The sequence below is a fragment of the Thiomicrorhabdus immobilis genome (genome assembly GCF_021654855.1).
In the GTDB taxonomy this organism is placed as follows: domain Bacteria; phylum Pseudomonadota; class Gammaproteobacteria; order Thiomicrospirales; family Thiomicrospiraceae; genus Thiomicrorhabdus; species Thiomicrorhabdus immobilis.
Genome location: NZ_AP024202.1, coordinates 327,040 through 352,964, shown reverse-complemented (window position 1 = coordinate 352,964; position 25,925 = coordinate 327,040). Strand labels below are relative to the sequence as shown.

Sequence of the window (25,925 nt, the reverse complement as noted above, 5' to 3'; positions counted from 1 at the left end):
ACAACCAGATAACATCAGTCACTGGCATGATTAAGCACTGGCAGATTTTTCTTCACGAAAGAGTTTATTGTTCTGCTGGCGTTTTTCTAAAAAATGCTCATAAATTGAAAGCATTGCCGGCAACACCAATAAAATCAAGAAAGTAGAAAACATTAAACCAAACGCAATTGCGGTTGCCATCGGTATTAAGAACTGGGCTTGCAAAGACGTTTCAAACAACAACGGTGTTAAACCGGCAATGGTGGTTAAAGAGGTTAGCAATACCGCCCGCACTCTTTGCACAGCCGCCTCTTCCAAAGCTTTATTGATTGCGACACCACTTGCCCGCAAGCTCTTGTAAAAACTGACCAGAATAATCGAATCGTTCACCACGATACCCGATAAACCAAAAAAACCGAATAAAGAAAGAATCGTCATATCCAGCCCCATCCACCAGTGACCGAGAATCGCACCCACCAATCCAAACGGTATCGCCATCATCACCACCAAAGGCCAACCGTAAGAACCAAACACCCAAGCCAACACAATATAAATCATCGACAAGCCAATCAAAAGACCGATTTTCATATCCGCCATCGCCTCAGCTTGGCGTGCATTCTGCCCTTCTAGAGAGTAACTGATACCATATTGTGCTTCCAATTCAGGTAAAGCCGTTTGCTGTAAAGAGCCCAAAATGGCATTAGGGTTATTGGCATTGGAATCGACATCACCCAAAACCGTGACCGCAAGTTGTCCATCGACATGACGAATCGCGTCAAAGCCCCGTTGGGTCGTCCAATTTGCCACGGTATTCAACGATACCCGTTCACCGGCTGGCGAAACCACCTGCATTTTATTGATAGTTGCTAAAGAGACCTGCTCCGATTTTGGATATTGAACACGCACCTCGACTTCATCTTCACCATCGGTAAAAATCTGCACCAAACGACCCGAGAAAGCATCCGACAATTGACGCCCCAAGGAAACATAAGTGAAGCCAAGCGCTTCACCTTGCGGTGTCAAACGGTAAATCAACTGATCACGCCCAAAAGGAAGGTCATCACGCACACCGCTCACCCCTTGGATTTGCCCCAAGACCTGCTGTAAATCCAAAGAGGCCTGCTTCAATGTCATTGGATCAGCACCGGTTAAGCGGATATCCACATCACTTCCCGGCGGACCATTTCTTGGCGAAGCAATCGTCAACGTGTCCAGGCCTGGTGCATTACCGGCGTTTTTCTGCCAAGCTTTAATAAATGCGGCATTACGTGTTGAGCGTAAATCCGGTTCAACCAACTCGATATTGATACCACCGTAGTTCGCGCCAGGCTGACTGGTGGTTTCATTGTAGTGGACAATCACCGCCTTTAAAATCCCAGGCTCCAACTCCTGCTCGGTCTTAATCAGAGCGGCATACAGTCTATCCACATAATCTGCTGAAACCGAACTTGGTGTACCTGCCACAAAACGCACATCGGCATTAATTTTAGTGGACTCGGGTGAAGGGAAGAACACAAAACCAAGTCTACCTCCTGCCAATAGACTGACCACAAAAATCATCAACGCCAAAGTCGTCGCCAAAGTAATTGAACGATTCTTCAACACCCAACGGATGACGTTTCTGAATTGATGATGCCTAAAATGGTCGATAGCATGTTCTAAACGGTAACGAATCGAACCCGGCTCGGCTTTTTTCACGCCTTTAAGCGCATGTTTCAAATGCCCAGGAAGGATGGTAAAACTTTCAATCAATGACGCAAAGATTACCGCAATAATCACCAAAGGAATCGCAAATAAGATATTCCCCATCTCGCCACCAATCATCATCAGAGGCAAAAATGCTGCCACCGTGGTTAATGAAGACGCGGTAACCGGGCCTAACATTCGATGAGCACCACCTTCAGCCGCCTGTAAATCCGGCTCACCCATCTCATGATGGGATAATGCATCTTCACCGACCACGATGGCATCATCAACGATGATTCCCAAAGCCATAATCAGACCGAACAGACTCACCATATTGATGGAACCGCCTGCCAAATACATAATCATCAAGGTGGCCATAAAGGAGACAGGAATTCCCACCGCAACCCAAAAGGCCACCCGTCCATTCATAAAGATATACAGAATCAAAACAACCAACAGCAAGCCGCCAACACCATTATTGACCAGCAACATAATCCGTTGATTCACTAACGACCAAGTTTCGTCATAGACTTGTAAATGCACCCCTTCCGGCAACTGCGCTTTGGCATCCAGCAACCAGTTTTGCATAATCTTAGAAGATTTCAAGGTATCGCCGCTCTCAGAGCGCATCAACTGCATTTCTATCGCGGTCGAACCCTCGACCGTCAGATAAGGCGCATCCTTGATTGGGCGCCGCTCAATTTGCCCAATATCACCCAATGAGAGGTTTTCGGAGTCATTGACCACCAACGGCATTTGCTCAAAAGCGACTTCATCTCGCTTTTGCTCCAAGGCGCGTAAGTCTCTGACGCTATCACTGTCACCCACCGAGCCTGCAGGATAATCACGACTCATGCCGGCTAACTGATTACCAATCGACTCCAAAGTTAAATTATGCTGTTCCAAAGCGGCCTGGGGGATTTCAACCGCCATCTCCTCTTCAGGAAGCCCTTTAAAATTGACCTTATCAATCCCCGCATCCAATAACTGCCGCTCAAAACTTCTCGCCAAAGGACGCAGTTCTTCCAGGCTACCTTTATCAGAAACCAATAATATACGGGCGATAGACTCATAACGAACCACACGTTCTATAATCGGCTTTTGTGAATCTTGCGGTAAATTCCTTAACTCTCCGACCCGCTGATTGATTTGATCGATCGCCTCGATCATATCGGTACCTTCTTTGAACTTCAAAGATATCGAGGAAATCCCAAGCGATGAGGTCGAGGTCATCTCATCAAGGTTATCCAGGTTTCGCAAGACACGCTCAACTGGATCAGTGATGCTTTTCTCCACATCCTGAGCATTGGCTCCTGGCCAAATAACACGAACCGAAGCGTAGTCCAATTCAAACGAGGGAAAGAACTGCACATTCAATTTCATCAATGCGACAATTCCGGAAAGGATCATAATCAACATCAACAGGTTCGGCGCCACTTTATGGCGGGCAAACATCCCGATGATACCACTGGATTTAAAGGCTTTTTCCTTTGGATGGATATCCTTATCATCCCTCTCTAGAGATTCAAACTGGCTCATTGAACCACCTCAGAGACCTTTAACCCGGTTGTTGCATTTGGCAAATGGGTCAAACAAATTTTTGAACCTTCGGCAAAATCCGGTTTGACCAATGCCCACAAACGCCCAGCACGCAACACTTCACCTTTCATCTCGACCGTATGCGACTGTAAACGCCCATCCACAATCAAATACAGACGGTTGCTGCCATAGATAGCACTGTAAGGCACTGCAACCACATTATTCTGCGCCACACCCTTTAAATTCACTTCCATAAGTTCGCCAGGACGAAGTTCAGACAACGACTTGGGCAACGCAAAAAATGCATCCACACCACTGGTAGAGGCTTCGCCCGCCAAACGTAACAGTTTGAATCGCTCTTCTGAATCAGCGGTTTGGTAATAAGCATGTAACGGGATATTCTGCTGCAACGCCTTAGTGACACCAGGCAACTGCGAAACCGGCAATTTAGCGCGTAATTCAAGGCTATCCAAGGCATAAAAACTCACCATCACCACACCCGCATTCACACGCGAACCCTCACTCACATTCACTTGGGCGATACGGGCATCATAAGGTGCAATCAATTGACCACGTTTCACATTCAGTTCAGCTTGCTGTAAAGCGGCTTTTGCCTTATCCAAAGCGGCTTGGGTTTGGCTGATTTTCAATTGATTCTCCTGCACCGCCAACTTAGCACCCACCACCACATATTCTTGTCTAACCAAAGCCTCATTGGCTGCGTCTACCGACGATTGTGACGCTAAATTCTTAGACATCAATTGCTGGGCACGTGTTACCGCAACCTGCTTCAACTTCAAAACCTTTGATTCATGCTCATAACGCTGCTGGTTGGCTTCATTAGTCAATTTCTGTAATTTAAGTTGCGCTGTGGCGTTGGCCACCTCGGCTTTCGCTTGAGCAAGCGGAATCATCAAATCCGCCTGACTGATTGCAACCAAAGCCTGACCTTTAACGACATTTTGCCCCTCCTTGACCAACACCTGCTCAATCACCCCCGCCACAGGAGCGGAAGCCGCAACCAACGCATTGGACTCAACCTTGCCATACAAGGTTTGTACTGGGGAAAGGTCTTCAAACTGAGCCTTCATGCTCTCCACCATCCATACCTTCTCTTGCACGTTGACCGGCTTTTGCACAGGTTTGGTCGATTTCATATAGACAAACAAGACAATCGCGGCCGCAATAATCAAAACGGGAATCAGACGGCGTTTTAGTTTTTGAAACATGGTTTTACTCTTTCAAAGTTAAGTGTCATTACATAAGCGGCTTTCAAGCAACTTACCAGGCCTGGTGGGACTGGTAAAGTTTAACCTTAATATTTTGTTATTTCGACGAATAAGTGTGAATAAAGGCTTTAATTCGCTCGACTCTGGCTTGCTCAATCGCCTCGGCGATTTCTGCTCCTTGCACACCGGTGGCTAAAATCTCTTGGTTATTGATTCGTAAAGCGGCATCTAAAACCCCCAACCAAAAAGGGGCTTGTCGATAAAATTGCTCTTCAAAACCCAAACGGCCTTTGGCATCGGCCTCACAAGCCAATAAAATATCTTTAAAGCCTTCAGGGTTTTTTAAGGCCGTACAAGCCTTTAGCACCTTTAGAAAAGTCTGAGGTTTAAGGTGAGGCAACCCTTCCGAGTTTAACCCCTGGTGAATCAAACCATGATACTCCGTCACCTTTTCCGCCATGATTTGCAGCTTTTTCGGCAACCTGTATCGTGAACCTAAGGCCTGAACCAACGGCACTCCAGCTTTTTCGTGCCCCTTATGGCTTGGCCAAAGCTCTTTAGGGGTAATGCCTTTACCCAAATCGTGCACCAAAGCCGCAAACCGAACCTCTTCTAAGGGGGATAATTTAGCAGCGGCATCCAACACCATCATGGTGTGAATCCAAACATCGCCTTCAGGGTGATGTTTTATCGGCTGGGTAACCCCGTGCAAGTTATACAACTCGGGGAACAACACCTCTACCGCACCGACCTTATCCAAAACCTCAAAAAACACACTCGGCTTTTGCGTACCTAAGGCTTTGAAAACCTCTTGCCAAACCCGTTCAGGAGTTAAATCCTCCAGCTCACCCGAAGCCACCATATCGGTCATCAGCGTCTGAGTTTCTGGCGCCAACTCAAAACCATAAGGTGCAAGTTTAGCTGCAAAGCGTGCGACCCTTAACACCCTTAACGGATCTTCGGCAAACGCATCTGAAACGTGCCTTAAAATACGGTTTTGCAAATCTTCCAGGCCTGAATAAGGGTCGATTACCTTACCCTCAGTATCTTGAGCCATCGCATTAATGGTCAAGTCGCGGCGAATCAAATCCTCTTCAAGAGTTACATTTGGATCGGCAAACACCTCAAAGCCATGATAACCGACACCGGCTTTACGCTCGGTTCGGGCTAACGCATATTCCTCTTTAGTTTCAGGATGCAGAAATACCGGAAAATCTTTACCCACCTGTTGATAGCCTTGCGCCAACATCTGTTCTGGTGTCGCACCTACCACTACCCAATCACGGTCGTAAGCCTTACCGCCTAACAGCGCATCCCTAACTGCACCACCCACCAAAAAAATCTGCATGAATTGCCAACCTAAATTTATTGAATATGAAATTTATCGCCCAATCTTTCCAAAACATCATAGCCTAAAACCAAAAAACCGTCTTGTTGACGGTTTTTTAATCTTAACTTTTTATTTGAAAAAGAGTTACACCAACTCTTTGACATCCCTTCCGGCTTCTTTGCGATAGAAATTATAACGTTCACGGATATCATGCGGTGATGCATAAGTTGAAATCGCCCACTCTAAACTACTTGGTGCAAAACCAAACTGCGTTTCAAAGTCAGCGTCACTCACCATGTCTTTGGACAACATCAATAGCTGTGACTTTGAAACCGAAGCAATCGGAGCAAACGCACCGAAAGCCGCCATAAGTTTGGCGTTTAACTTGCACATAGGGAAAACAATCGCATCTTTCTGCATCAATTCCGCGACCAGCTCACCCAACTGCTTCATAGTCAAACGCTCTTCACCGACCATCTCCAACTTCTTATCAAAAGTCGATTCATCTTTAATGATAGCCACTGCGGCCTGGGCAAAATCCTTGATCCATAATGGCTGCACAACAGTGTTTGATTGGGCGACCATCAATAAATCCATACGGTTCAGTTGTGTGACAAAACGGGCGGTGGTGTCATCTCCAGCTCCAATCAACAAACTTGGTTTCAAGATAGTCACCTTGGCCGATGCTACATTGTGCATTAGGTTACCCACCTCACCCAAGATACCAAACCAATCAGAATTTGGAGCATCGGTACTGGCACCAATTTGCGATAAACTCAATACACGTTTCACACCAGCAGACTCAGTCGCCGATTTGATTTTTTGGGTAACTGCCGTCAAATCCGCTTGCTCGATCATCTCCGTACCTGTGGAGCGGTCGGTTATCAAATTAATCACGATATCCGCACCTTTCACTGCGGCAGTTAACTGCGCTGCATTATCAAAAGATTCTAAGGTGTGCAAAGTGGTATTAGGATAGAGTAAAAACTCTCTAAAACGCTCAGGACGACGAACCACTACTTTGATCTCATAACCGGCTTTTGACAGTTCATTAACCACGGCTCTGCCTACAAAACCTGTCCCACCAAATACACTGACTTTATTTCCTAATAACATTTTATTATCCAATTTTCTTGAAACAAACCGAGTAAGAATAAGTAAATGCTGATGTAAGGTCAAGCTTTTATCGACTTAAAGCCCTGATTAAGCAACTGTAATTTGTTACAATACGCGCAAAATTAAAATAGGATTTACCCATGTCTGCTATCAATATTTCAGCGTTTAGAAGCCCAAAAAAAGCGGAACTTTATCTTTTTGTTCCACAAGAAACCGGTTTGGAAGAACTACCAAAAGAGTTACTGGTCATGTTTGGCGAACCTCAACACGTTATCGACTTTGAACTGACCGCAGAAAAGAAGTTGGCTCGAGAAGATGCCGCTACGGTTCTGAAATCGATTCAAACCAAAGGGTACTTTATGCAAATGCCGCCTAACGAGATTGAAAAAATGGGTGACATGGCTCCACCGCCAGAACGTTTAGACAATATCTGTTAAGCCAAATCATTCTCTGGCAACCAAGCAAAACGATACCAAAACAATAATAACCAATTAAATCGCTCAAGTATTTACAAAGCGACTTTTGTGAATACAATAGAGCTTTTATCGCTTGAATTAAAATACAAGGAAATCACCATGGCTTTTACTCTTCCAGATCTACCTTATGACTACGACGCTTTAGAAGTATCTATTGATGCTCGTACAATGGAAATCCACCACACGAAACACCACAACACTTACATCACCAACCTAAACAATGCGATTGCTGACACTGAATTAGCGGACCAGTCTTTAGAAGAGATGATGGCTAAAGCAGGTACTTTACCTCCAGCTGTGCGTAACAACGGTGGTGGACACTGGAACCACTCTTTCTTCTGGGAAGTGATGACAGGTGATAGCATGGGCGCGCCTACTGGCGCTCTAGCAGATGACATCAATGCGACTTTTGGTGGTTTTGACGCCATGAAAGAAAAATTCAACACAGCAGGGGCAACACGTTTCGGTTCTGGCTGGGCTTGGTTGACGGTTTCTGCAGATGGCAAGTTAGAAATCTCTTCTACACCGAACCAAGACAACCCATTGATGGATTGTGCAGACACTAAAGGTACGCCAATTTTAGGTTTAGACGTTTGGGAACACGCTTACTACCTACGTTACCAAAACCTACGCCCAGCTTACATGCAAGCTTGGTGGGATGTGGTTAACTGGAATAAAGTTTCTGAGCTATATTCAGCCGCTAAATAAGTAACGGCCACAGTAAATTAAGAGCCCCGTATTTACGGGGCTTTTTTATGCAATCTTGTTTATATTCACTTTTCTTTTTTGTTTGAACTGGTACATCTGCTGATCGGCCTTTCTAATCAAATCTTCTTGATTATCCGCGTCATCCGGATAAGTCGCCATACCGTAACTCAGTGACAAATCAACGATATGGTCTTCTAAAACCACCGGTCTAGAGAACACCCGTTGAATGGTTCCTATAACCTCATCCAACATGTCAAAACTTTCACTCGGTTCCAATAAAACAAAAAATTCATCGCCGCCATTACGCACCACCACCCCATCACTCCCAACACAGACTTTTAACTTATCTGCCAAAGTTTGCAATGCCAAATCACCTATGTGATGACCGTATTGATCGTTCAATAGTTTAAAATCGTTCAAGTCGATAAAAATAATCATGAAACGAGATTTCTCAATTTTCGCCTTAGTTAACATCTTTTGCATCAGTTCATCGCCATAATAACGGTTGGCGACGCCGGTCAACTGATCATAATGTGCTAGGTATTTCAACCGCTCTTCTATTTCTTTACGCTGCTGAACCTCATGTTTAAGGCGTTTTTGCATTAGGCTGGAATAACCTAGCATAAGACTTCCGACCAAAATTAAAACATGCAAACCGATAAACCTTTCCGGACGCAACTCCGCCATACCGTCAAACCCAGACATGGACAGAAAAAAATAATTAATCGGTAAAACGAGTAGGCTTGCGACCAAACCATATTTGATTCCATAACAGTAGGCTGCGATAAAAACAGGTAGGGCGCTTAAAATGATGATTGCATTGCCAACACGGCCATGAGACATATAAAAAATAATTGGATAAAGAGCAACCGCTCCTAAAAACAGAGCCATCTTCGCTCTCGGTCGATCCACAAAATAACTTGAAACAGAGACAAATGCCATCGATTATAAATTCCATACCTAAATATTATATTGTCTCTATTAAACACGACCCAACGCTTAGTCTCTCGCAAGAAAAATTTATCAATGCAAAGAATTCTTTAAAATACTACAACTTAGCCACCGTGATAACAGACAATAGCCGTTCAAACCGGCTCACTTTTCTGTAAAATATTTTTTAATTTCTATTTAACTCAAGGATTTTCCAATGGTCAGTCTTACAACCCCAATTTGTGATTTTAACGCTCCCGCCATGCAATTCGATTTGCCTGGTGTAGATGGTCAAAACTGGACTTTGGATAAAGCCAAAGGTAAAAACGGCCTGTTAATCATGTTCATCTGTAATCACTGCCCATACGTTAAAGCGATTCAACAGCGTTTAGTTGAAGACACCCGTATCTTGCGTGATGACTTTGGCATCAACAGCATTGCCATTATGTCAAACGACCCAAATGAATACGAAGAAGACTCTTTTGAAAACATGCAAGTTATTGCTGAAAAATGGGCGTTTCCATTCCCTTACGTCTTGGATGAAACACAGCAAGTGGCAAAAGCCTATGGCGCTGTCTGCACACCGGATTTCTTTGGCTACAATGCCGATTTGAAATTACAGTATCGCGGTCGTTTAGATGAATCTCGCAAAGAGACTTCACCTGAAGGTGTTCGTAGGGATTTACTGGAAGCCATGAAACAAGTGGCCCAAACCGGACAAGGGCCTTTAGAGCAAATCCCGTCAATGGGCTGCTCCATAAAATGGAAGTAACTCACCAGGCCTGGTAAAACAGACATGAGGTTTGCGGGCGGTTTTAATTGAACAAGTTCAGATAGAACGGCGTTTACCCGCAGACTGGCTAAAAATAAGTACAGCAAAACCGCCGATAAAGCCAAACGTAATGGAATAAATCTGACTTAACAGGCCGCCATAAGCGAACACCGCAAACACCATCATGCCGAACAACATGCTTGCCATTGCCCAACCCAGAGTGATGCGTCGCCCCCAAGCCAACCACAACATCAACGGTGCGAATGCTGAACCTAACCAACCCCAAGCGTCCAACACCAAACTGAATACCGTTTGATTATTGCTCAAAGCTAAACTCAACGCGGCCAATAAAATGAAGGCAGTCGCCACTTTTGTCAAAAACAGGGATTCGATTGGTTGACGGGTTAAATCTCGACTTAAAGCAGCTGAACACGAAAGCACTAACGAGTCGACAGTCGACATGGTGGCCGCAAATAAAGCCGCCAAAATCAATCCGACAAAAATCTCGGGCATCAATTGCTCAGCCAGCGACGGTAAAGCCAATTCGGCATCAAAACTCGTCAATTCCGGCATCAGTATTCGACTGACCAGGCCTGCCAAAATGGTCAAACCATAGAAAATGATAAACCACCCGTAATAATACCGTTGCATCTGTTTGGCCGTATAGTCCTTAGACAAGGTCATAAAACGGATGATAATATGTGGCTGACCTAGCACCCCCATTCCACCAGCCACCCAGCCTAATACAAATAGCCCAGCCTCGATAAAGCCAAAACCTTGTGGAAACCAAGCGACATAAGAGCCTGAAACGCCATGCAATGCCTGCCAAAAAACGATAGGGCCACCCACCGCTTGAACACCAAACACCACCATCAACGCCATACCGCTCAACATGACAATCGACTGTGCGACATCGGTCCAAATAGAGGCCCGTAAACCGCCCGCCATACTGTAGAAAAAAATCATAATCGCCGATAGAATCACCCCCGTTTCTGGCGACCAATCCAACAAGACTTCTGTTGCTTTACTACCGGCTTTTAATTGAGCCGCCGCGTACACAGTAAGAAACACTACCGTAAACAGACCGACAATTTGTCTGAAACGTCTTGCTGGACGGTTTGAATCATCTTGTTGCTCTAGTTGAGAAGAAGTACCATTTTGGAGAATCCAATAGGTCAACAATCCACTAAACGAGTGTACCTGCCGTTTGTGGCCAATATCCTGAATCACCGGCACTGTATGCCTCTGCGCCAACCAATCGCCAAAAATCCAACCGACCATAATCCAAATAGAGGACAATCCCATGCTATAGGTGGCGCCAATCATGCCTATAAACATAAACCCGCTATTATTGGTGGCTACTGCCGACAAGCCAACCAAAGCGGGCGACATGTTTTTACCTGCAACCAAGTAGTCACTTGTGGTTTTTCGACTGGCCCAGTAACTAGATAAACCGACAGCAAAAAACACCAATAGAAATAACACAAAGGTGGTCAATATCATGGCAAAAGACCACTCAATTTCAGTGATACTTCACTTTCTTCAGTGCGAAAAAGTATCTTATTCATCGGCATGATGCTTTTCCGATTGGTACTGTTTGCTCTTCAACAACGACTGAAAACCGGGAAGCTCCAATAGGCTGGCAAAGATAGGGTCCGCTTTGACCTCTTCCAGTAAACCGTCCGTATCTTCTATCGCTTTTTGGAGATAATCGAGCGCTTCACCAGGTTGGTTCAACAAGGCATAAGCGCCAGCTAACTGGTAAAAGGCGTGTCTATTTTCAGGGTCGATTTTCAACGCTTGCTGGCAGAGATTGATGGCCCACAGCGGTTCATTCATCTCCAATAACACATCGGCTTTATAGGTCATGGCTTCGGTGTTTTCAGGGTCTAACTCTAGGATTTCATCGTAAATCGCTAACCGATTACTTAGAATCGGCTCTTGCCCCGCTTTCAACCATAAGCTGTGGATATCCTGGTGTTGACTCAGGCGTTTTTGGGCAGAAGTGATGCCTCGAGATTTACGGTTCAACTCCTCTTCTAGCGCCTTCAATCTGGCCTCGTAGGTTTCAATAACCTCGGTGACTTTGGTGTCCGCTAAAGTATGCACACGCTCTTTCACATCACGTAAGGAGCTCCAACCTACCAGCAACAATACCGAAGAGATTCCCGCAATCAAATAGAAAAAATAGGTGACGGTATCGGTCGCATAACCAACCGCCTGGTTCACGGCGGTAAGTTCTCTATTGACCACCTCTTTGGTAAGTCCGACTTCCAAGTCATTCATCTCCACCCTCAGTTGACGTAACTCATCCATCACATAACGTTCTACAAATGGGTTATACATCGGTTTACTGAGAGTATTGACATCTTGGGTTTGGCTATCGTGTTTAAGTTCAACGGCATGGACCAGCGGAACCCACAAAAGTACCAGTACAAAAATTAATGTTCGCATATGGCCACTCCATGGTTATGAGATTCGATTAAGGTGCTGTGTAACGCCTTAACGGTTTTTTCAAAGTCGTTTTCATTAACGAAAAACTGCATCTCGACTTGTCGGGTATTTTGGTGAATCGCTTCGATATTTATCCCCTCTTGGTAAAGCGTTCCCACTGCACGAGCCAAAAAGCCTTTAATGCGCATATCACTGCCCATCGCGGAGGCCAATGCCACTTTGCTGGTTTGCACCGAGGCGGTAGCCAACCGGCTTTGCAGTTGTTGCGAGAGACGACTGACCTTTTTCAAAGAGTCGTTTATATACAGCGTGATGGTATTGGCATTGAAGTCTTTATTAATCACATCGCACTGCAAACGTTGGGTGATTTCTTGAATCGTTTCCTCATAGGCACCGCGGTTTCCCATCATCTCTTGGTCAAACACCTCCACCGCCAGCAATCTCGACATGCCGGCAATGATCTCGACCTTAGGTGAATCACTGACGTATTCATCGGTTATCAAGGTGCCTTGATGGTCGGGCTCAAAAGTGTTTTTAATCCGTAGAGGAATTTTTGCCTGGCGTAACCCTTTAGCTGCTCGAGGGTGAATGGCTTCCATACCCAAGTTGGCCAATTGGTCGGCGATATCGTAATTGGTTCTGCCAATGGGTATGACCTGTTGTTCCCCTACCAACCTGGGGTCTGCGCTGCTTAAGTGATACTCTTTGTGAATCACCGCTTCACTGGCTTTCATCAGCACCGCGATACGACTAAACGTCATTTCGCTATAACCTCGGTCATAGGTCTGCATCAGGTTTTCTTTACAGTGACTGTAACCGGTCACAATCGGCAAGGTGTTATCGAAATCTATCCCTTGCAAGTTCTCGAGGATCATCTCATCCAACTGCATCGGCTCATTGGCCTGCCAGCCGGTTAAATCGATAAACCGGGCATCAATACCCTCTGATTGCAAAAGGCTGGCGAGATTGTACGCACTGTGAGCTTCACCTAAACTGGCCAACAGCTCCCTTACCGTCAGTAGATGAGCTTCAAGCGAGAAGTGCCCGTGACTGCATAAGTCTTGCAGATAGGTCAGCAGTTGCTCGGTTTCTAATATACGTCTATTAATGAATTTATTGGCTTCGACCAACAGACTAGGATCAGTGAATAGCGTGGCATTGATTTCGTTTAGGCGGTTGGCCAACTCCTCCAGAGCCGCTTGCCAATTCGCGTCAACATCGTCATTGGCAAATAACCCATAGACACCTGGTGTGCCGGTTTTCTTTTGCTCCAACAATAGGTCGGTTACACCGCCATAAGCGGAAACCACGAAAATACGTTGATAAGCAGATTTTGGATAACGGATGATATTGTCACGAACGGCAAGGTATTCACTCATTGAAGTACCGCCAATTTTTTCAACACTCAAGGTGTTGTTGGTTTGTTGTGTCATGGTTCTCTTTTTAAATTTGAATAAATGCAGAAAAACGAATGCGGTTTTGAATAAGTTGGTGTCTTACCAGGCCTGGTAAGATCTCTATGACTTTGTATTCAAAACCAACACCGTTTAGTTGGGTTCCGGTAAATTATAAGAACCGTCTGCATCATGGGTTTCACGCCCGGTTACCGGTGGGTTAAACACACACACCATCCTCATCCCCACACCTTTATTGGCCTTGAGAATGTGTTGGTCATGGTTGTTCAGGGCGTATACCGTACCCTCACGAATCGGGTGTGTTACCCCGGTGGCCTTATCGTAAATCTCGCCTTGACCTTCAATGCAGTAAACCGCTTCTAGATGATTTTTATACCAAAGGTGCAAATCCTCATTCGGCTTAATCAAGGTGTCATGAAGCGAAAACCCCATGCCATCCTTAGCTAACAGTAAACGACGACTGTTCCACTGTTTACTGTCCACATCGGCATCGGTGCCAATCACATCGTCATATAAATTCTTTACAATCATGCTGCCACACCGTTCGCCAATACTTTACGAATCGCTGACTCCAATATGTCAAACCCCTCATTAATCAACTCCTCAGTGATGACCAACGGTCCCAAGAATTTAATCACTTCACTGTCCGCACCTGCGGTTTCAATCACCAAACCGTCTTCAAAGGCTTGTGTGCAAATCAAGCTGGTTAATTCCGGCTTTTTAAACTCCGCTCCCCAAATCATGCCGTGGCCGCGGATTTCTCTGATTAAGGCTGGAAATGTTAAGGCCAAATCCTGCATTCTGCGTTCGACTAATCGAGATTTGAACTTGGTTTCCATCTCAAACTGTCTATCTTGCCAAAAATGCTTTAGCACCGCGGTTTGCGCCACAAAAGCCAGGTTATTTCCCCTAAAGGTTCCAGAGTGTTCGCCCGGACTCCATTTATCCAACTCCGGTTTTAACAGCACCAAAGACATCGGATGACCGGCTCCGATTGATTTAGAAAGCGTGACGATATCAGGCACAATGCCCGCTCGCTCAAAACTAAAGAACTCACCGGCACGTCCGTTACCGATTTGAATTTCATCGGCAATCATCAGGATATCCAAATCATCACAAATCTGACGTAATGAACGCAACCACTCTTCACCCGCGACGTTAATCCCGCCTTCAGCCTGAATGGTTTCCAGCACAATCGCCGCAGGCAACTCGGTTCCAGAGGAGTCATCTTCTAAAATCTTACGCAGATAGGCGACCGTATCGACCTTATCGCCCAGATAATTGTGAAACGGCACCTGTGTGGTATAGCCTGGGACACCATAACTTTCATCATGGTAATAACGGTTACCGGTGATACTCAATGAACCCATCGACATACCGTGAAAACCATTGGTGAATGAGATGACTTGTTTACGACCTTTGACCTTACGGGCAATTTTCAACGCGGTTTCCACCGCATTGGTTCCGGTAGGACCGACAAACTGCAACTTATAGTCCAAATCACGTGGCTTTAGAATGTTATTCACAAACACTTCCATAAACTCTCGTTTGGCCACAGTCGCCATATCCAACGCATGCCCGATACCATCGTTTTGCATATATTCGATGACGGCGTCATTGATGATTGGGTTGTTATGACCGTAATTCAACGCTCCGGCCCCTGCAAAAAAATCGATGTATCGTTTACCGTCCTCGTCCCAAATCTCAGCCATTTTCGACTTTTTAAAAACGGTTGGGAATGAACGAACATACCCTCTTACTTCTGATTCATATTCATTAAAAATACTTAACGACATAGTTAACTAACTCCTAAAATTTAAAAAAATGTTGAGCGGCTGGCTTTGCGGTGCTCGCAAAGTGTATTCCTGTTCCGCTTCGTGCTCCTGGCCTGCAAAATGTTCCTGCTTGATGAAGTCGCAAACCTCTAAAGTTAAGCCGTACTGTTTTGCCAAGGATTTAAACAGCCCTTGTGAAGCCTTATTGCTTGGAGCGATGGTGCAACTCACTGCGGTGAGTGCGATTTGAGACTGCATTTGCTTGGCTAGCAATTCGCTTATTAAACGTTTTGCCAAGCCTTTACCTCGTGCAGTAGGTGATACCGCTACTTGCCAGATAAACAGGTTTTGCAAATCATCAGGCCTGCGATAGGCCGAAACAAAACCGACAACCTCACCATTAAGTTCAGCCAACATACAGCTGTCGGCGAAATGACTCGATTGTAAAAAATACAAGTAACTAGAATTGAGGTCCAACGGCGGGCAACTTTTCACTAGATGGTATAAGGCCATACCGTCTTGCAGCTTGGGCGTACGGAAGAGAAAATCGCAATGTGTCGTTGGCTCGGGTTTTAAAAATGTGGTTTTGGGGTCATACTCCATAAAAATACTCGGGTAATGTTAATCATGCTTATTGGCATAAATGGGTTTCAATCAATCAAAAATGAAATAGAAAATACTCGGTAAACCTTTTGATGTTTACGGTATTAAGGAAAATGGAATACGCCGAACCCTTGCCAAACAAGACAATTCATTAGGGGGCAAACGCCATACGATTGATTCCTCAGGACGCGTCCTTTGGATTAGACTTGACCAAAATGGGTCTATAGAAAAGCGCCTAAACGCAAATGACAGTGTATGTAATACAACTGAAAAAAAGATAGCTAAACCTTGTGGGTTATGAAATTGGTTACATATTCAAACAAATCTGAACCGTAAATTCAAGTTGGCTTAATCTGATATCATCTTAAACCGACATGATCGACGTTGAAAAATTCTAGCGAATGAAGGCGAATTAAGACATATCAGAGAGAACTCTCTAAAGTGGATTGGGATTCAATTGAAGAGAAGAATCAGCCTGATAAACCGAACAATAACTCAATATTCATTTATGTTTATAAAATAAACCGCGTTTGAAAAACTACGGTTTTGAGGATTCCAACTCAAAGGACATTCCATGCCTAAGTCAAATCCAAAAGTATTTTTTAACGCCCTTTCAAAACCTTCCACACGACTTTCAATATCCCCTCTATCTTGGTGACTACTTACATAAGTTTCCAGCAAAAACTTTGTCGACAGATACATGTCGTAACAAATGCTATTTATATACTTCACCGGACAATTATATTTTTGTGCGACCTTTCTAAACTCTGTTGCCGTGTGATCATTTCCCTGGTAATCAGGTATAGTCGACGTGACCCAAACTTTGACTTTCGGCTTTCTAATAAGTAGCTTCTTCAAAGTACCAAATCCGATCAGGGACGTACTATAGAAATTAATTTCCTCATTCTCCAGTGCCTCAACCATCTGCAAAAGGCTTTTTGCCGAACCGAAAAACATCACGTTGATAGGACGTATTTCTTTGATTTTTTTCAAGGTTTCCTCGGCGTTCTGCGGCAAAAACTCAATAATCTCAACATGACTTATCTGCTTAAAAAACTCCACCGGATTCTGTTTAAGGCTTACAGGGGCATGAACCATGATTGAACGTTGACCACTCGCATTGAATTTCTTGGCGATAGCCATTAACTCTTGTTCAATTCCGGCTTTAATGTTGTAAACATTATCCACTGTCTCAACCCTTAACGCCTTACAACCATTAAAAGGCGCTAAGATAGGCGTTTTCAAGGTGCTGGCAAATTCAACAAACTCTTCAGAATGTTGAAACGGGAAAGTAGCCCCTACCGAACCTAAACTGTTTACCGAAACCCGCTGAGTTAAATTCTCTTTTAATTGCGCTAATTCTGATGCATCGTCAAAAAATTCTAAGCCTATATCGGTTTGGCCTTGATTTGCAAACAGTTCTAAATAGGCCAAAATCGCACCATATTTTTCTGAGATTCCAATAAAAGAAAAGTTACCGGTTAAAGGCAGTGAGTAGGATAAGAAGCTTTTTGGATTTGGCTTGTTAGACAAGACCGATTGTTCATAAAACGCTACCGCCTCTTGACCATCCAAATCAGCGGGTTTCAATGAAATTTGATGCGGAATATTGCTTTCATCACCACTCGTTAAACAGACCGAGTCTAACGACATATTCTGCTGATGACCTTCTATTAACTCTAAAGCATCATCAACGGACATTGGTTTAGCATATAAATAACCTTGTCCGATTTTAGCTCCATAACCCACCAACAAATCTGCAGTTTGTTGATTTTCAATACCTTCACAAACCACATCTAAGCGTAGGTCTTTACACATAGAAATAACATTTTTAATCAAGACTTGTGACTTTTCATCAAACAACACATTTTTGACAAAAGCACGATCTATCTTAAGCTCGGTCAAGGGCAAATGATGTACCTGACTCAATACGGCAGAACCGGTTCCATAGTCATCCAAGGAGAGATTAAACCCCTTTAAACGTAATCTATTCAGAATATCCAACGCATCAGTAATAGCAAAAATCTCTTTACTTTCAGTGACTTCAAAAATGACCTTACTGTGCATAATTTGATACTGGTTTACTTGCTCCTCGAGCCAGTTCGCCAAGCCTTTATCCTCCAAGTCCAATGCCGAGAGGTTTATCGATAACGTCAGTTTGGCAAACTTTTTCAGCATTTTTTCAAAACCACTCAAGGCTTCACAAACCACACTCCGGGTTAATGCTTGAATCAATCCTTGTTTTTCAGCTAACTCAATAAAATCATTTGGCATAACGAGTTCGCCAGCCATTGTTTTTAACCTAACTAAAGCTTCAAACCCAATCAAACGCCCCGTCGCTAATTCAACTTGTGGTTGGTAATGAACCACAATACGATTTTGCGCAATTAACTCTTCAATGGCATAAGGACTTAATTCCAATCTTGGATTCGAATGTGGCTTATCCAATATTTGTGGCTCAAAATCCTCTACCGCTTCTTCAATTAAAAGCTGTACGTTACGTAAACTAAAAGGTTTTTCTATATGGCCGACGATATTCAAATGATGCGCTTGGGCAAGCCGTTCGGCACTCAATAAAACAGAACGGTCAAAACCACTCATCAATACCAACATGCCTTTATATTTATTTTCAGCAAGCCAGCGAATCACCTCAATACCATCCCGTTCGGGCATGTTTAAATCTAAAAACCAAAGTAAATAATCATTAACATGAGATTTGGATAAACTTAATGGATTAGATTCTTTACCCGCTTCAATACCAATTAAGTCGCAAGCATTAACCACGAGATCGCAAATTGTATCGTCATCATCAACAACCAGTAGTTTTACCGCCATGGTTAATTATTCTCCTCAGAATTCAGTATCTTTTCTACCAAACCAATTAATTGAACTCTGGAATAAGGTTTATCTAAAACCTTCAATCCCTCTTCTTTTTCACCGTACTGCTTCAAAAGCTCTTCAGAAAAACCGGAACAGACAATACTAGGTAAATCAGGAAAACGCTTTTCGACTTCTTCTAACAATTCAAATCCCGTCATCCCTGGCATAATCACATCGGTAATAATTAAATCAAAGTGCTCTTTTTCTAAGACTTCTAACGCCATTTTTCCACTATCGGCGGTCACAACTTCATACCCTGCATACTCAAGGTAGGCTTTTGCAACGGACATCACATCGACTTCATCATCCACTACCAAAACTCTACCATGATTCACTTCGCTCGGTTTAGACAACTCCAAACCCTGGCTTTCTATTGCAGGAGGCGTAGGCACAGAGTTTTGAGTCTCAGAGGTCTCCTGCAACTTGATTACCTCAGAAAAATCTTTACTGCTTTTTGGGAAATAAAACTTGAACGATGTTCCAACTCCAAGCTCCGAATAGACCCTTATATGGCCTTTCGACTGGCTAGTAAATGCAAAGACTTGAGCTAATCCTAACCCCGTTCCGCGGTTTTTTGATTTCGTCGTAAAGAAAGGTTCAAAAATTGAATCTATAATTTCCGGAGCGATACCAGGACCACGATCGGAAAAACTTAAAACCACATAATCCCCAACAGGGATATTTTTTTGCGACAGACTCTCACTTTGCTCAACAATGCTTACATTATTCATTTCAATAAATACGTCACCACCTTTATCCATCGCATCACGCGCATTGGTTGCCAAGTTGACTATACTAGACATAAACTCTTCAGGATCGACTTCTATTGGCCAAATATCGTTATTTGGGAAAAAGTGTAGCTCAATGAGTTTACCGAGAGCGGACTGGATTAAAGTCAATTCCTGCTGTAAATATTGACTAACATGCATCACGTCTAATCTTTTAGCTTCTTTTCTGGAGAAACTGAGTAAACGACGCGTTAATCGAGAAGCCTTTTGCGATGCACTCATGGCGGTGTCTAAGCAATTAACTACTTTGCTTTTATTCAATTCGGATTTTTCAAGTAACATCGTGGAAAGTTCGATATTGCCTTGAATAGTCGTTAGGAGATTATTGAAGTCATGGGCAATGCCACCTGTTAATTGCCCCATCGCTTCCATTTTTTGATTTTGACGTAATTGTTGCTCTAATTTAACTCGATTAGTCACGTCTCTAACAATGCTCAATACATAACCCACTCCATGCAAAACCACCTTATTTAAGCTGATTTCTACATCAAATATGCGCCCTCCTGAATCTTTGGCATGGACAACCATGCCATCACTCATCATACGACTATAGGGGTTTTTATAGAATTGTTCTCTAAGAGAGTGATGAATACTACTTGAAGGCGAAGGAACCAAGTCATCAATTCTTGTTTTAAGAAATTGCTCTTCACTTATTTTAAAAATTTCCTGGGCACGGTGATTGGTCAAAGTGATGCGCCCTTCTTCATCGGACATAATAATCGCATCGGGAGCGGTATCTAAAATGGCCTTTAATTGTGAGCCTTGGTCTTGCAACTCCGCTTCCAATTGTTTATACGAACTAATGTCTTTGATGGTAACCGCAATCAATGGCGAAAAATGATACCCGCGGTCTATAACAAAACACTGGCATTCATAGACACGTCGTTCACCTCTCAATTCGAGAGAAAATTGCCTCGTGGTGTCTACATCTAATTTAGGTTTAGAGGCAACTTCTTGCCATATATTCTTGCGCCCTTCGGTTGACCAAAAATCCAAGGGCATATTTTCAGGCACTAATTCAACAAGTTTAAGGAATACGATTGACTGATGGTTTTTACTGGTGACTTCACCGTCTTCATTAAAGGTAAACATAGCTTGTGGTGAATAATCAAAGAAAGAGCGAATCAAATAATTCTGACTCATTAATTTTTTATCGGTATAGCGTTTTAGACTCCATATGTACGCGATTAACAAACTCAAAAGCAATTGTGATACGAACAAGTTCATAAGCAGTTTGATATCTGCATCTGATTCAAAAATGTGCCAATACCAGGGCTCGGGTTTAGGTAATGAGGCAATCAATTCGAAATGTCCTGACTTATTCACAACCGAGTTCTCATCCAACAAATCACCATCTTCTAAAAGATCGATCTGCCTGACTTCCATGAAGTAACCCGCCTCTTCCCAAGTTCCATCTTGTTTTTGGTCAGAGAATAGTCGCTTTGCCAATCCCGGAAAACTTTTTTCTACAGTATCTTTCTCAAAACCGAGCAGACGACCAAAACTCCGCGCACCATCTGGCGGAATAAGCCAATCCCCTTTTTGATTGACCAACCAAAGTTTTTGGTTTCCAAATTTATTTATACCCGTTAATTGCTCAAGCAAATAGTTCCCATTGAAATTAATAACAATCAAACCAATGCGATTGTCTTGCTTATCAAAAACAGGGCTAGCAATCCTGATAGTAGGTTTAATTGGCACCTCAATGCGGCCAAATTCGATATTTAAATCAAACTCAGAAATAAAAATAGACTGATTGTTTAATTTACTTGATTCAATAAAATAATCACGGTGAGATTTATTTTGTAGTGCATTTTTAGGTACCACTACAATATTGTCTCCTTCACGGTTCACTCGGACTTTTTCAAAACCGTCATTACCGATAAAACGGACTTGCATCAACTCTTTATGGTACCTAATAAAAGAAGAGAACTGGTTTTGTAGATATGAGATTCTTTTCTCTTCAGAAAACTCAGAGAGGGATTGCTGACTGGCCAAAAAAAGGGTATTTTGTACCATATGATTGACCCAATTTTGAGCATTAACATAGCCTTTAGAAATTAATTGCTGATTTTGGTTTTTTATGATTTCTGCGTTTTTTACAGCTTGATCGTTTTGGTACCAAGATAAAAAAACAAATACCACCAATAGCGATACCATAAACACAAAAATAAAGCTTTGCAGGAAACCTTTGGCAAACGTCATGTTTTGCTCCTAAAAAATGACAGCATATTCATTTTGCCATTTTTTATTCAATTTTTGGTAGTCAATTAAAAAAACGGCATCAATCTTTTCTTTATAAGAAAAAGTAATCTTTATAATTACCCTAGACTCATTACACAATCTATTAAGTTAAAAACCCATCCAAATGATTACAAAGGCGTAATTCATTCATATATAAACTCACCACAAAGTAAATTTACGCTAAAAAGGTTTTATTTATGTCGACTTATCTCATTGCTCCCGATAGTTTTAAAGGTTCATTAGACGCCTCCCAGTTCTGCGAAATCGCCACCCAGGTTATTCACAACTTTGACCCCAATGCGGTGGTGTTTTCACGCCCGATGTCAGATGGCGGTGAAGGTTTTGTAGAGAGTTTTACTTTTGCCGATGCGGGAGAGGAAAAGTCGATTTGGGTGGCTGGCCCGCTCGGTAAAAAGGTCAAAGCTAAATTTGCCTGGCAAGCCGATACCCAAACCGCTATTGTTGAAATGGCGCAAGCGTCGGGGATTACCAAAATTCCGCGTCCAGATTTAAACCCTTTGAACACCCACACCTACGGTACTGGACAAATCATTCAGGCCGCGATTGATTTAGGTGCTAAAAAGATCATCTTAGGTTTGGGTGGCTCCGCTACCAATGATGGTGGAGTCGGAGCATTAATGGCATTAGGCGTGCCATTGTTAGACAGCAAAGACCAGCCGATTAATTTGGGTGGCGCCGCATTGAAAAACCTAGCCAAGATTGGTGAAATCCCAACACATCTATTGGACATCGAGTGGGAAATCGCTTGCGATGTCACCAATCCGCTATTGGGTGAACACGGTGCAACCTATGTATTTGGCCCGCAAAAAGGCGCGCAGACAGCGCAACTTGAACTGCTTGAAAAAGCTCTGGAAAACTACGCTCAGATTCTGGAAAAACACACCGGAAAACCGGTGCATTTAGAAGCGGGTTCCGGTGCGGCCGGAGGCATGGCCGCCGGGTTTATGGGGTTGTTGAATGCCAAACTGACTCCGGGTTTTGATGTCATCAACGCCACACTTAAGTTGGATGAACTTTTAGCGAACGAAAAAATCGATTACATCTTCACCGGTGAAGGTCGTTTTGATAGCCAAACCCGTTTTGGCAAACTCCCCCTACGAATCGCCGAACTCGGCAACCAACATAATGTACCGACCATCGGCATTTGCGGCAGTTTGACCTGCTCGGTTGACGACTTACCTGAGTTCAAAGCGATTTTTAGCATCGTCAATAAAATCATGAACGAGTTTGAGGCGATGGGCAATGCCCCTTATCTTTTACAACAAACCCTTTATTCTGTGATGAGAATTCTGAAATAACAGACCATACAAGTCGCAATAAAGCCAAATAAACCTCGAGTCCGCCTTTCTAAATAATCCACCAGGCCTGGTCAGTTTAGAGATTACCAGGCCTGTTAACTCCTGAAACACCCGTCATCAAGCCGTTACACAACTGTCACATTGCAGTAAAAACCAATCTGTAAGATAGCCTCATTAAGTTCCACAAAAGTCATTACCACTTTTAAAGAAGGCTGAAAATGAACTCATCGACCACACTTGATGCGCTTACCCAAACTCCTAAAACCAAAACGTTGCTTGATTCTGCTGTAAACAACACCTCCATATTCAGTCGTAAAGGCTTTTTAGACCGATTGTTCACCACCTGGTTTGACCGTTTGGTGTATCCACAGATTTGGGAAGATCCTGAAGTGGACATTCAAGCCTTACAAATCAACAATCAATCACGCGTTTTTACTATCTCTTCTGGCGGTTGCAATGTTTTGAATTACTTAACCGAACAACCTGAATTGATTGAAGTGGTTGACCTAAATGAAGCCCATATTGCTTTAATCAAATTAAAACTGGTAGCGATTGAACACCTACCTAATTCAGAAGCTTTTTTTGATTTTTTCGGCAAAGCCAATCTGCTAAAGAACCTGGACCGCTATGAGGCTTATATCAAGCCACACTTGGATAATGAAACTTTGGCATACTGGGAGTCTAAGGAAAGACCATGGAGCAAGAAACGTATTACGTATTTCACCAACGGTTTTTATAAGCACGGTCTTTTGGGTCATTTTATCGGCTTGATTCACTGGACCGGAAAACGTCTAGGTTATGATATTTCTAAAATCATGCAGGCGCGTACCTTAGAAGAGCAACAACAAGGGTTTGATCAGCATGTTGCGCCAATCTTTGATACTAAATTGCTCAAGTTTCTATGCAACCGTTCCATGGTCATGTATAGCCTAGGCATCCCTCCGGCACAATTTGATGAAATGGATAAACAGTCTCAAGATTCAAAGTTAGGCATGCACAACTTACTCAAGGAACGTGCCCGTCAATTGGCTTGCGACTTCCCGTTAGATGAAAACTACTTTGCTTGGCAGGCATTTAATCGCGAATACGACATAAAACACCGCAAAGCCATACCGCGATATCTAAAAAAAGAGGCCTTTGCGGTTTTAAAAAGCAACCAGAGCAAGGTCAAGGTTAGCCATACCTCTATGACCGAACGTTTGAAATCATTACCGGACAACAGCTTAAACGCCTACCTGTTCTTGGATGCTCAAGACTGGATGGATGAACGCCAATTGACCGAACTTTGGCAAGAGGTGAATCGCACCGCTATGCCGAATGCGAGAGTGGTATTTAGAACGGCAGGTGAAACCTCACCATTGGAAACCAAGCTAGCCGATGAGATCCTTAACCAATGGCAAACCAACCAAGAAAACAACCAGGCCTGGACAAAACAAGACCGTTCGGGGATTTATGGTGGTGTGCATCTCTATATTCGCAAACCACACAACCAATCAATGCAACATTCACAACAAACCTTAATGTTCGGTGAATAAAAGCCATGATGTTCAGTAGCAATGACAGTTTAAACGCCTTTCATCCATCGAGAATCTATGTCGAAATCTTACTGAACCTAGGTCTTGATAAAGCCATACCGAATGTGCACACTCAAATCGACATGCTTACCATTGATAATCAGCCTGTTCCCATCACTTTGAACCATGAAGAGTATGACAACAGCTACGTCTGTTCTCCTTACACAGCCTATATCTCTTACGCACAAGATGAATTACCACTGATTCAATCCAAAACTCAGCGCCGGTTGTTTTGGGGAGCGATTCGTTTGGCGGATAAACTGTTGAAATGGGCTAAAATCAACCAAACCTTATCCATCAACAACTGGTTGGTTTCCACCAATTTACCGCCAAATTGGTCAAACCAAAGCCTGCAGAAGTTGACGGCTGATTTAATACAACGTTATCCACATCACAGTTTTAATATACGTTCGTTAAATCCATACAACCACCCCCAGCTAATCAAAAACCTAAAAGCGCAAGGCTGGCTGATGATACCGGCCCGCCAAGTGTATCTTTTTGACAATAAGGACCGCCAATGGTGGCAACGCAGCCACACTAAACGTGACCAGAAATTGTTGCAGAAAACCCATTTACAACACCTTAAACCCGAAGAACATCAGCAAGCGGATTTTACTGAAATTGAACACTGCTTTACGCAACTGTTTATCGAAAAACACTCCTCATTCAATCCACAATTTACCGCGGCTTATCTTTATCAAATGCACCTTAAGGGCTTGATGAGATTCCACAGTTTTAGAGACCCTAAATCGCAACGGATTATCGCCTCCATTGGCTTGTTTACCCAGCAAGAGATCATCACCACCCCCATGGTTGGCTACGACACCCACCTACCCAAAAATCTAGGGCTTTACCGCCTATTGATGGCGGTACTTTTAAAAGAGACTTATGATTCTGAAAAAATGATGAACTTGAGTTCCGGGGCGGGCAATTTTAAAAGCGCTCGTGGCGGTTTGCCTACGATTGAATACACGGCGTTTTACATTAACCACTTATCATGCAAACGTAAATTGATTATGCTTTGTTTTGCCAAACTGCTCAATAAATTCGCACCCAAGGTCTTTGCCGAAAATCAGATTTAAACACAGACTCTACCAGGCCTGGTTGC

The 25,925-nt window shown here is 43.4% G+C and carries 19 protein-coding genes; 6 read left to right on the top strand and 13 right to left on the bottom strand.

Annotated features, from left to right (window positions below):
• Positions 1 to 30: 30 nt before the first annotated feature.
• The 4 genes from L6421_RS01430 to L6421_RS01415 form a co-directional block, all read right to left on the bottom strand.
• Positions 31 to 3,204 (bottom strand): efflux RND transporter permease subunit, encoded by a 3,174-nt coding sequence (locus L6421_RS01430; RefSeq protein ID WP_237262199.1) that lies wholly within the window; start codon positions 3,202 to 3,204, stop codon positions 31 to 33.
• A complete protein-coding gene (locus L6421_RS01425; RefSeq protein WP_237262198.1) occupies positions 3,201 to 4,433 on the bottom strand; it encodes an efflux RND transporter periplasmic adaptor subunit in 1,233 nt (410 codons plus the stop codon). The genes L6421_RS01430 and L6421_RS01425 overlap by 4 nt, the downstream gene beginning before the upstream one ends.
• Positions 4,434 to 4,530: 97 nt before the next feature.
• Entirely contained in the window at positions 4,531 to 5,781 is a 1,251-nt protein-coding gene (locus L6421_RS01420; RefSeq protein WP_237262197.1) for a multifunctional CCA addition/repair protein, read from the bottom strand.
• A 126-nt stretch (positions 5,782 to 5,907) separates the two neighbouring features.
• Positions 5,908 to 6,879 carry an NAD(P)H-binding protein gene (locus L6421_RS01415; protein ID WP_237262196.1) on the bottom strand — a complete coding sequence of 324 codons (972 nt, stop codon included), beginning with the start codon at positions 6,877 to 6,879 and terminating at the stop codon, positions 5,908 to 5,910.
• A gap of 140 nt (positions 6,880 to 7,019) precedes the next feature.
• Here L6421_RS01415 and L6421_RS01410 point away from each other — a divergent pair, with 140 nt between their 5' ends.
• Both L6421_RS01410 and L6421_RS01405 read left to right on the top strand, forming a co-directional pair.
• The gene (locus L6421_RS01410; protein ID WP_237262195.1) at positions 7,020 to 7,316 is read left to right on the top strand and encodes a YcgL domain-containing protein; all 297 of its coding nucleotides are present in this window, start codon (positions 7,020 to 7,022) and stop codon (positions 7,314 to 7,316) included.
• Between the two features lie 138 nt (positions 7,317 to 7,454).
• Positions 7,455 to 8,063 (top strand): superoxide dismutase, encoded by a 609-nt coding sequence (locus L6421_RS01405; RefSeq protein ID WP_237262194.1) that lies wholly within the window; start codon positions 7,455 to 7,457, stop codon positions 8,061 to 8,063.
• Positions 8,064 to 8,108: 45 nt separating this feature from the next.
• On the opposite strand, the gene L6421_RS01400 is transcribed toward L6421_RS01405, so the two are convergent.
• On the bottom strand, positions 8,109 to 9,005 hold the full coding sequence (locus L6421_RS01400) for a diguanylate cyclase domain-containing protein (RefSeq protein ID WP_237262193.1): 897 nt from the start codon (positions 9,003 to 9,005) through the stop codon (positions 8,109 to 8,111).
• A gap of 205 nt (positions 9,006 to 9,210) precedes the next feature.
• Here L6421_RS01400 and L6421_RS01395 point away from each other — a divergent pair, with 205 nt between their 5' ends.
• Positions 9,211 to 9,765, top strand: a complete 555-nt coding sequence (locus L6421_RS01395; protein WP_237262192.1) for a thioredoxin family protein — start codon at positions 9,211 to 9,213, stop codon at positions 9,763 to 9,765.
• A gap of 57 nt (positions 9,766 to 9,822) precedes the next feature.
• Here L6421_RS01395 and L6421_RS01390 read toward each other — a convergent pair whose 3' ends face one another.
• The 8 genes from L6421_RS01390 to L6421_RS01355 all read right to left on the bottom strand — a co-directional run bounded on the left by L6421_RS01390 (position 9,823) and on the right by L6421_RS01355 (position 21,885).
• The gene (locus L6421_RS01390; RefSeq protein ID WP_237262191.1) at positions 9,823 to 11,268 is read right to left on the bottom strand and encodes a sodium/proline symporter; all 1,446 of its coding nucleotides are present in this window, start codon (positions 11,266 to 11,268) and stop codon (positions 9,823 to 9,825) included.
• 57 nt (positions 11,269 to 11,325) lie between these two features.
• Complete coding sequence (locus L6421_RS01385) at positions 11,326 to 12,219, bottom strand: tetratricopeptide repeat protein (RefSeq protein WP_237262190.1); 894 nt, start codon at positions 12,217 to 12,219, stop codon at positions 11,326 to 11,328.
• Complete coding sequence (locus L6421_RS01380) at positions 12,207 to 13,652, bottom strand: aspartate kinase (protein WP_237262189.1); 1,446 nt, start codon at positions 13,650 to 13,652, stop codon at positions 12,207 to 12,209. Before L6421_RS01380 ends, L6421_RS01385 begins: the two co-directional genes overlap by 13 nt.
• 114 nt (positions 13,653 to 13,766) lie before the next feature.
• On the bottom strand, positions 13,767 to 14,165 hold the full coding sequence (locus tag L6421_RS01375; protein ID WP_237262188.1) for an ectoine synthase: 399 nt from the start codon (positions 14,163 to 14,165) through the stop codon (positions 13,767 to 13,769).
• Positions 14,162 to 15,430: a diaminobutyrate--2-oxoglutarate transaminase gene (ectB, locus tag L6421_RS01370; RefSeq protein WP_237262187.1), complete on the bottom strand. Its 1,269-nt coding sequence runs from the start codon at positions 15,428 to 15,430 to the stop codon at positions 14,162 to 14,164. The genes L6421_RS01375 and ectB overlap by 4 nt, the downstream gene beginning before the upstream one ends.
• 6 nt (positions 15,431 to 15,436) lie before the next feature.
• Positions 15,437 to 16,012: a diaminobutyrate acetyltransferase gene (gene ectA / locus L6421_RS01365; RefSeq protein WP_255695490.1), complete on the bottom strand. Its 576-nt coding sequence runs from the start codon at positions 16,010 to 16,012 to the stop codon at positions 15,437 to 15,439.
• Positions 16,013 to 16,507: 495 nt separating this feature from the next.
• Positions 16,508 to 18,847: an EAL domain-containing protein gene (locus L6421_RS01360; RefSeq protein ID WP_237262186.1), complete on the bottom strand. Its 2,340-nt coding sequence runs from the start codon at positions 18,845 to 18,847 to the stop codon at positions 16,508 to 16,510.
• A 2-nt stretch (positions 18,848 to 18,849) separates the two neighbouring features.
• Entirely contained in the window at positions 18,850 to 21,885 is a 3,036-nt protein-coding gene (locus L6421_RS01355) for a response regulator (RefSeq protein WP_237262185.1), read from the bottom strand.
• Positions 21,886 to 22,121: 236 nt separating this feature from the next.
• Between L6421_RS01355 and L6421_RS01350 the strand changes: the two genes are divergently transcribed.
• The 3 genes from L6421_RS01350 (at position 22,122) to L6421_RS01340 (ending at position 25,899) form a co-directional block, all read left to right on the top strand.
• Positions 22,122 to 23,243, top strand: coding sequence for a glycerate kinase (locus L6421_RS01350; protein WP_237262184.1), 1,122 nt, complete (start codon positions 22,122 to 22,124; stop codon positions 23,241 to 23,243).
• A gap of 218 nt (positions 23,244 to 23,461) precedes the next feature.
• Positions 23,462 to 24,778 carry a BtaA family protein gene (locus L6421_RS01345; RefSeq protein WP_237262183.1) on the top strand — a complete coding sequence of 439 codons (1,317 nt, stop codon included), beginning with the start codon at positions 23,462 to 23,464 and terminating at the stop codon, positions 24,776 to 24,778.
• Positions 24,779 to 24,783: 5 nt separating this feature from the next.
• Complete coding sequence (locus tag L6421_RS01340; protein ID WP_237262182.1) at positions 24,784 to 25,899, top strand: GNAT family N-acetyltransferase; 1,116 nt, start codon at positions 24,784 to 24,786, stop codon at positions 25,897 to 25,899.
• Positions 25,900 to 25,925 lie beyond the last annotated feature (26 nt).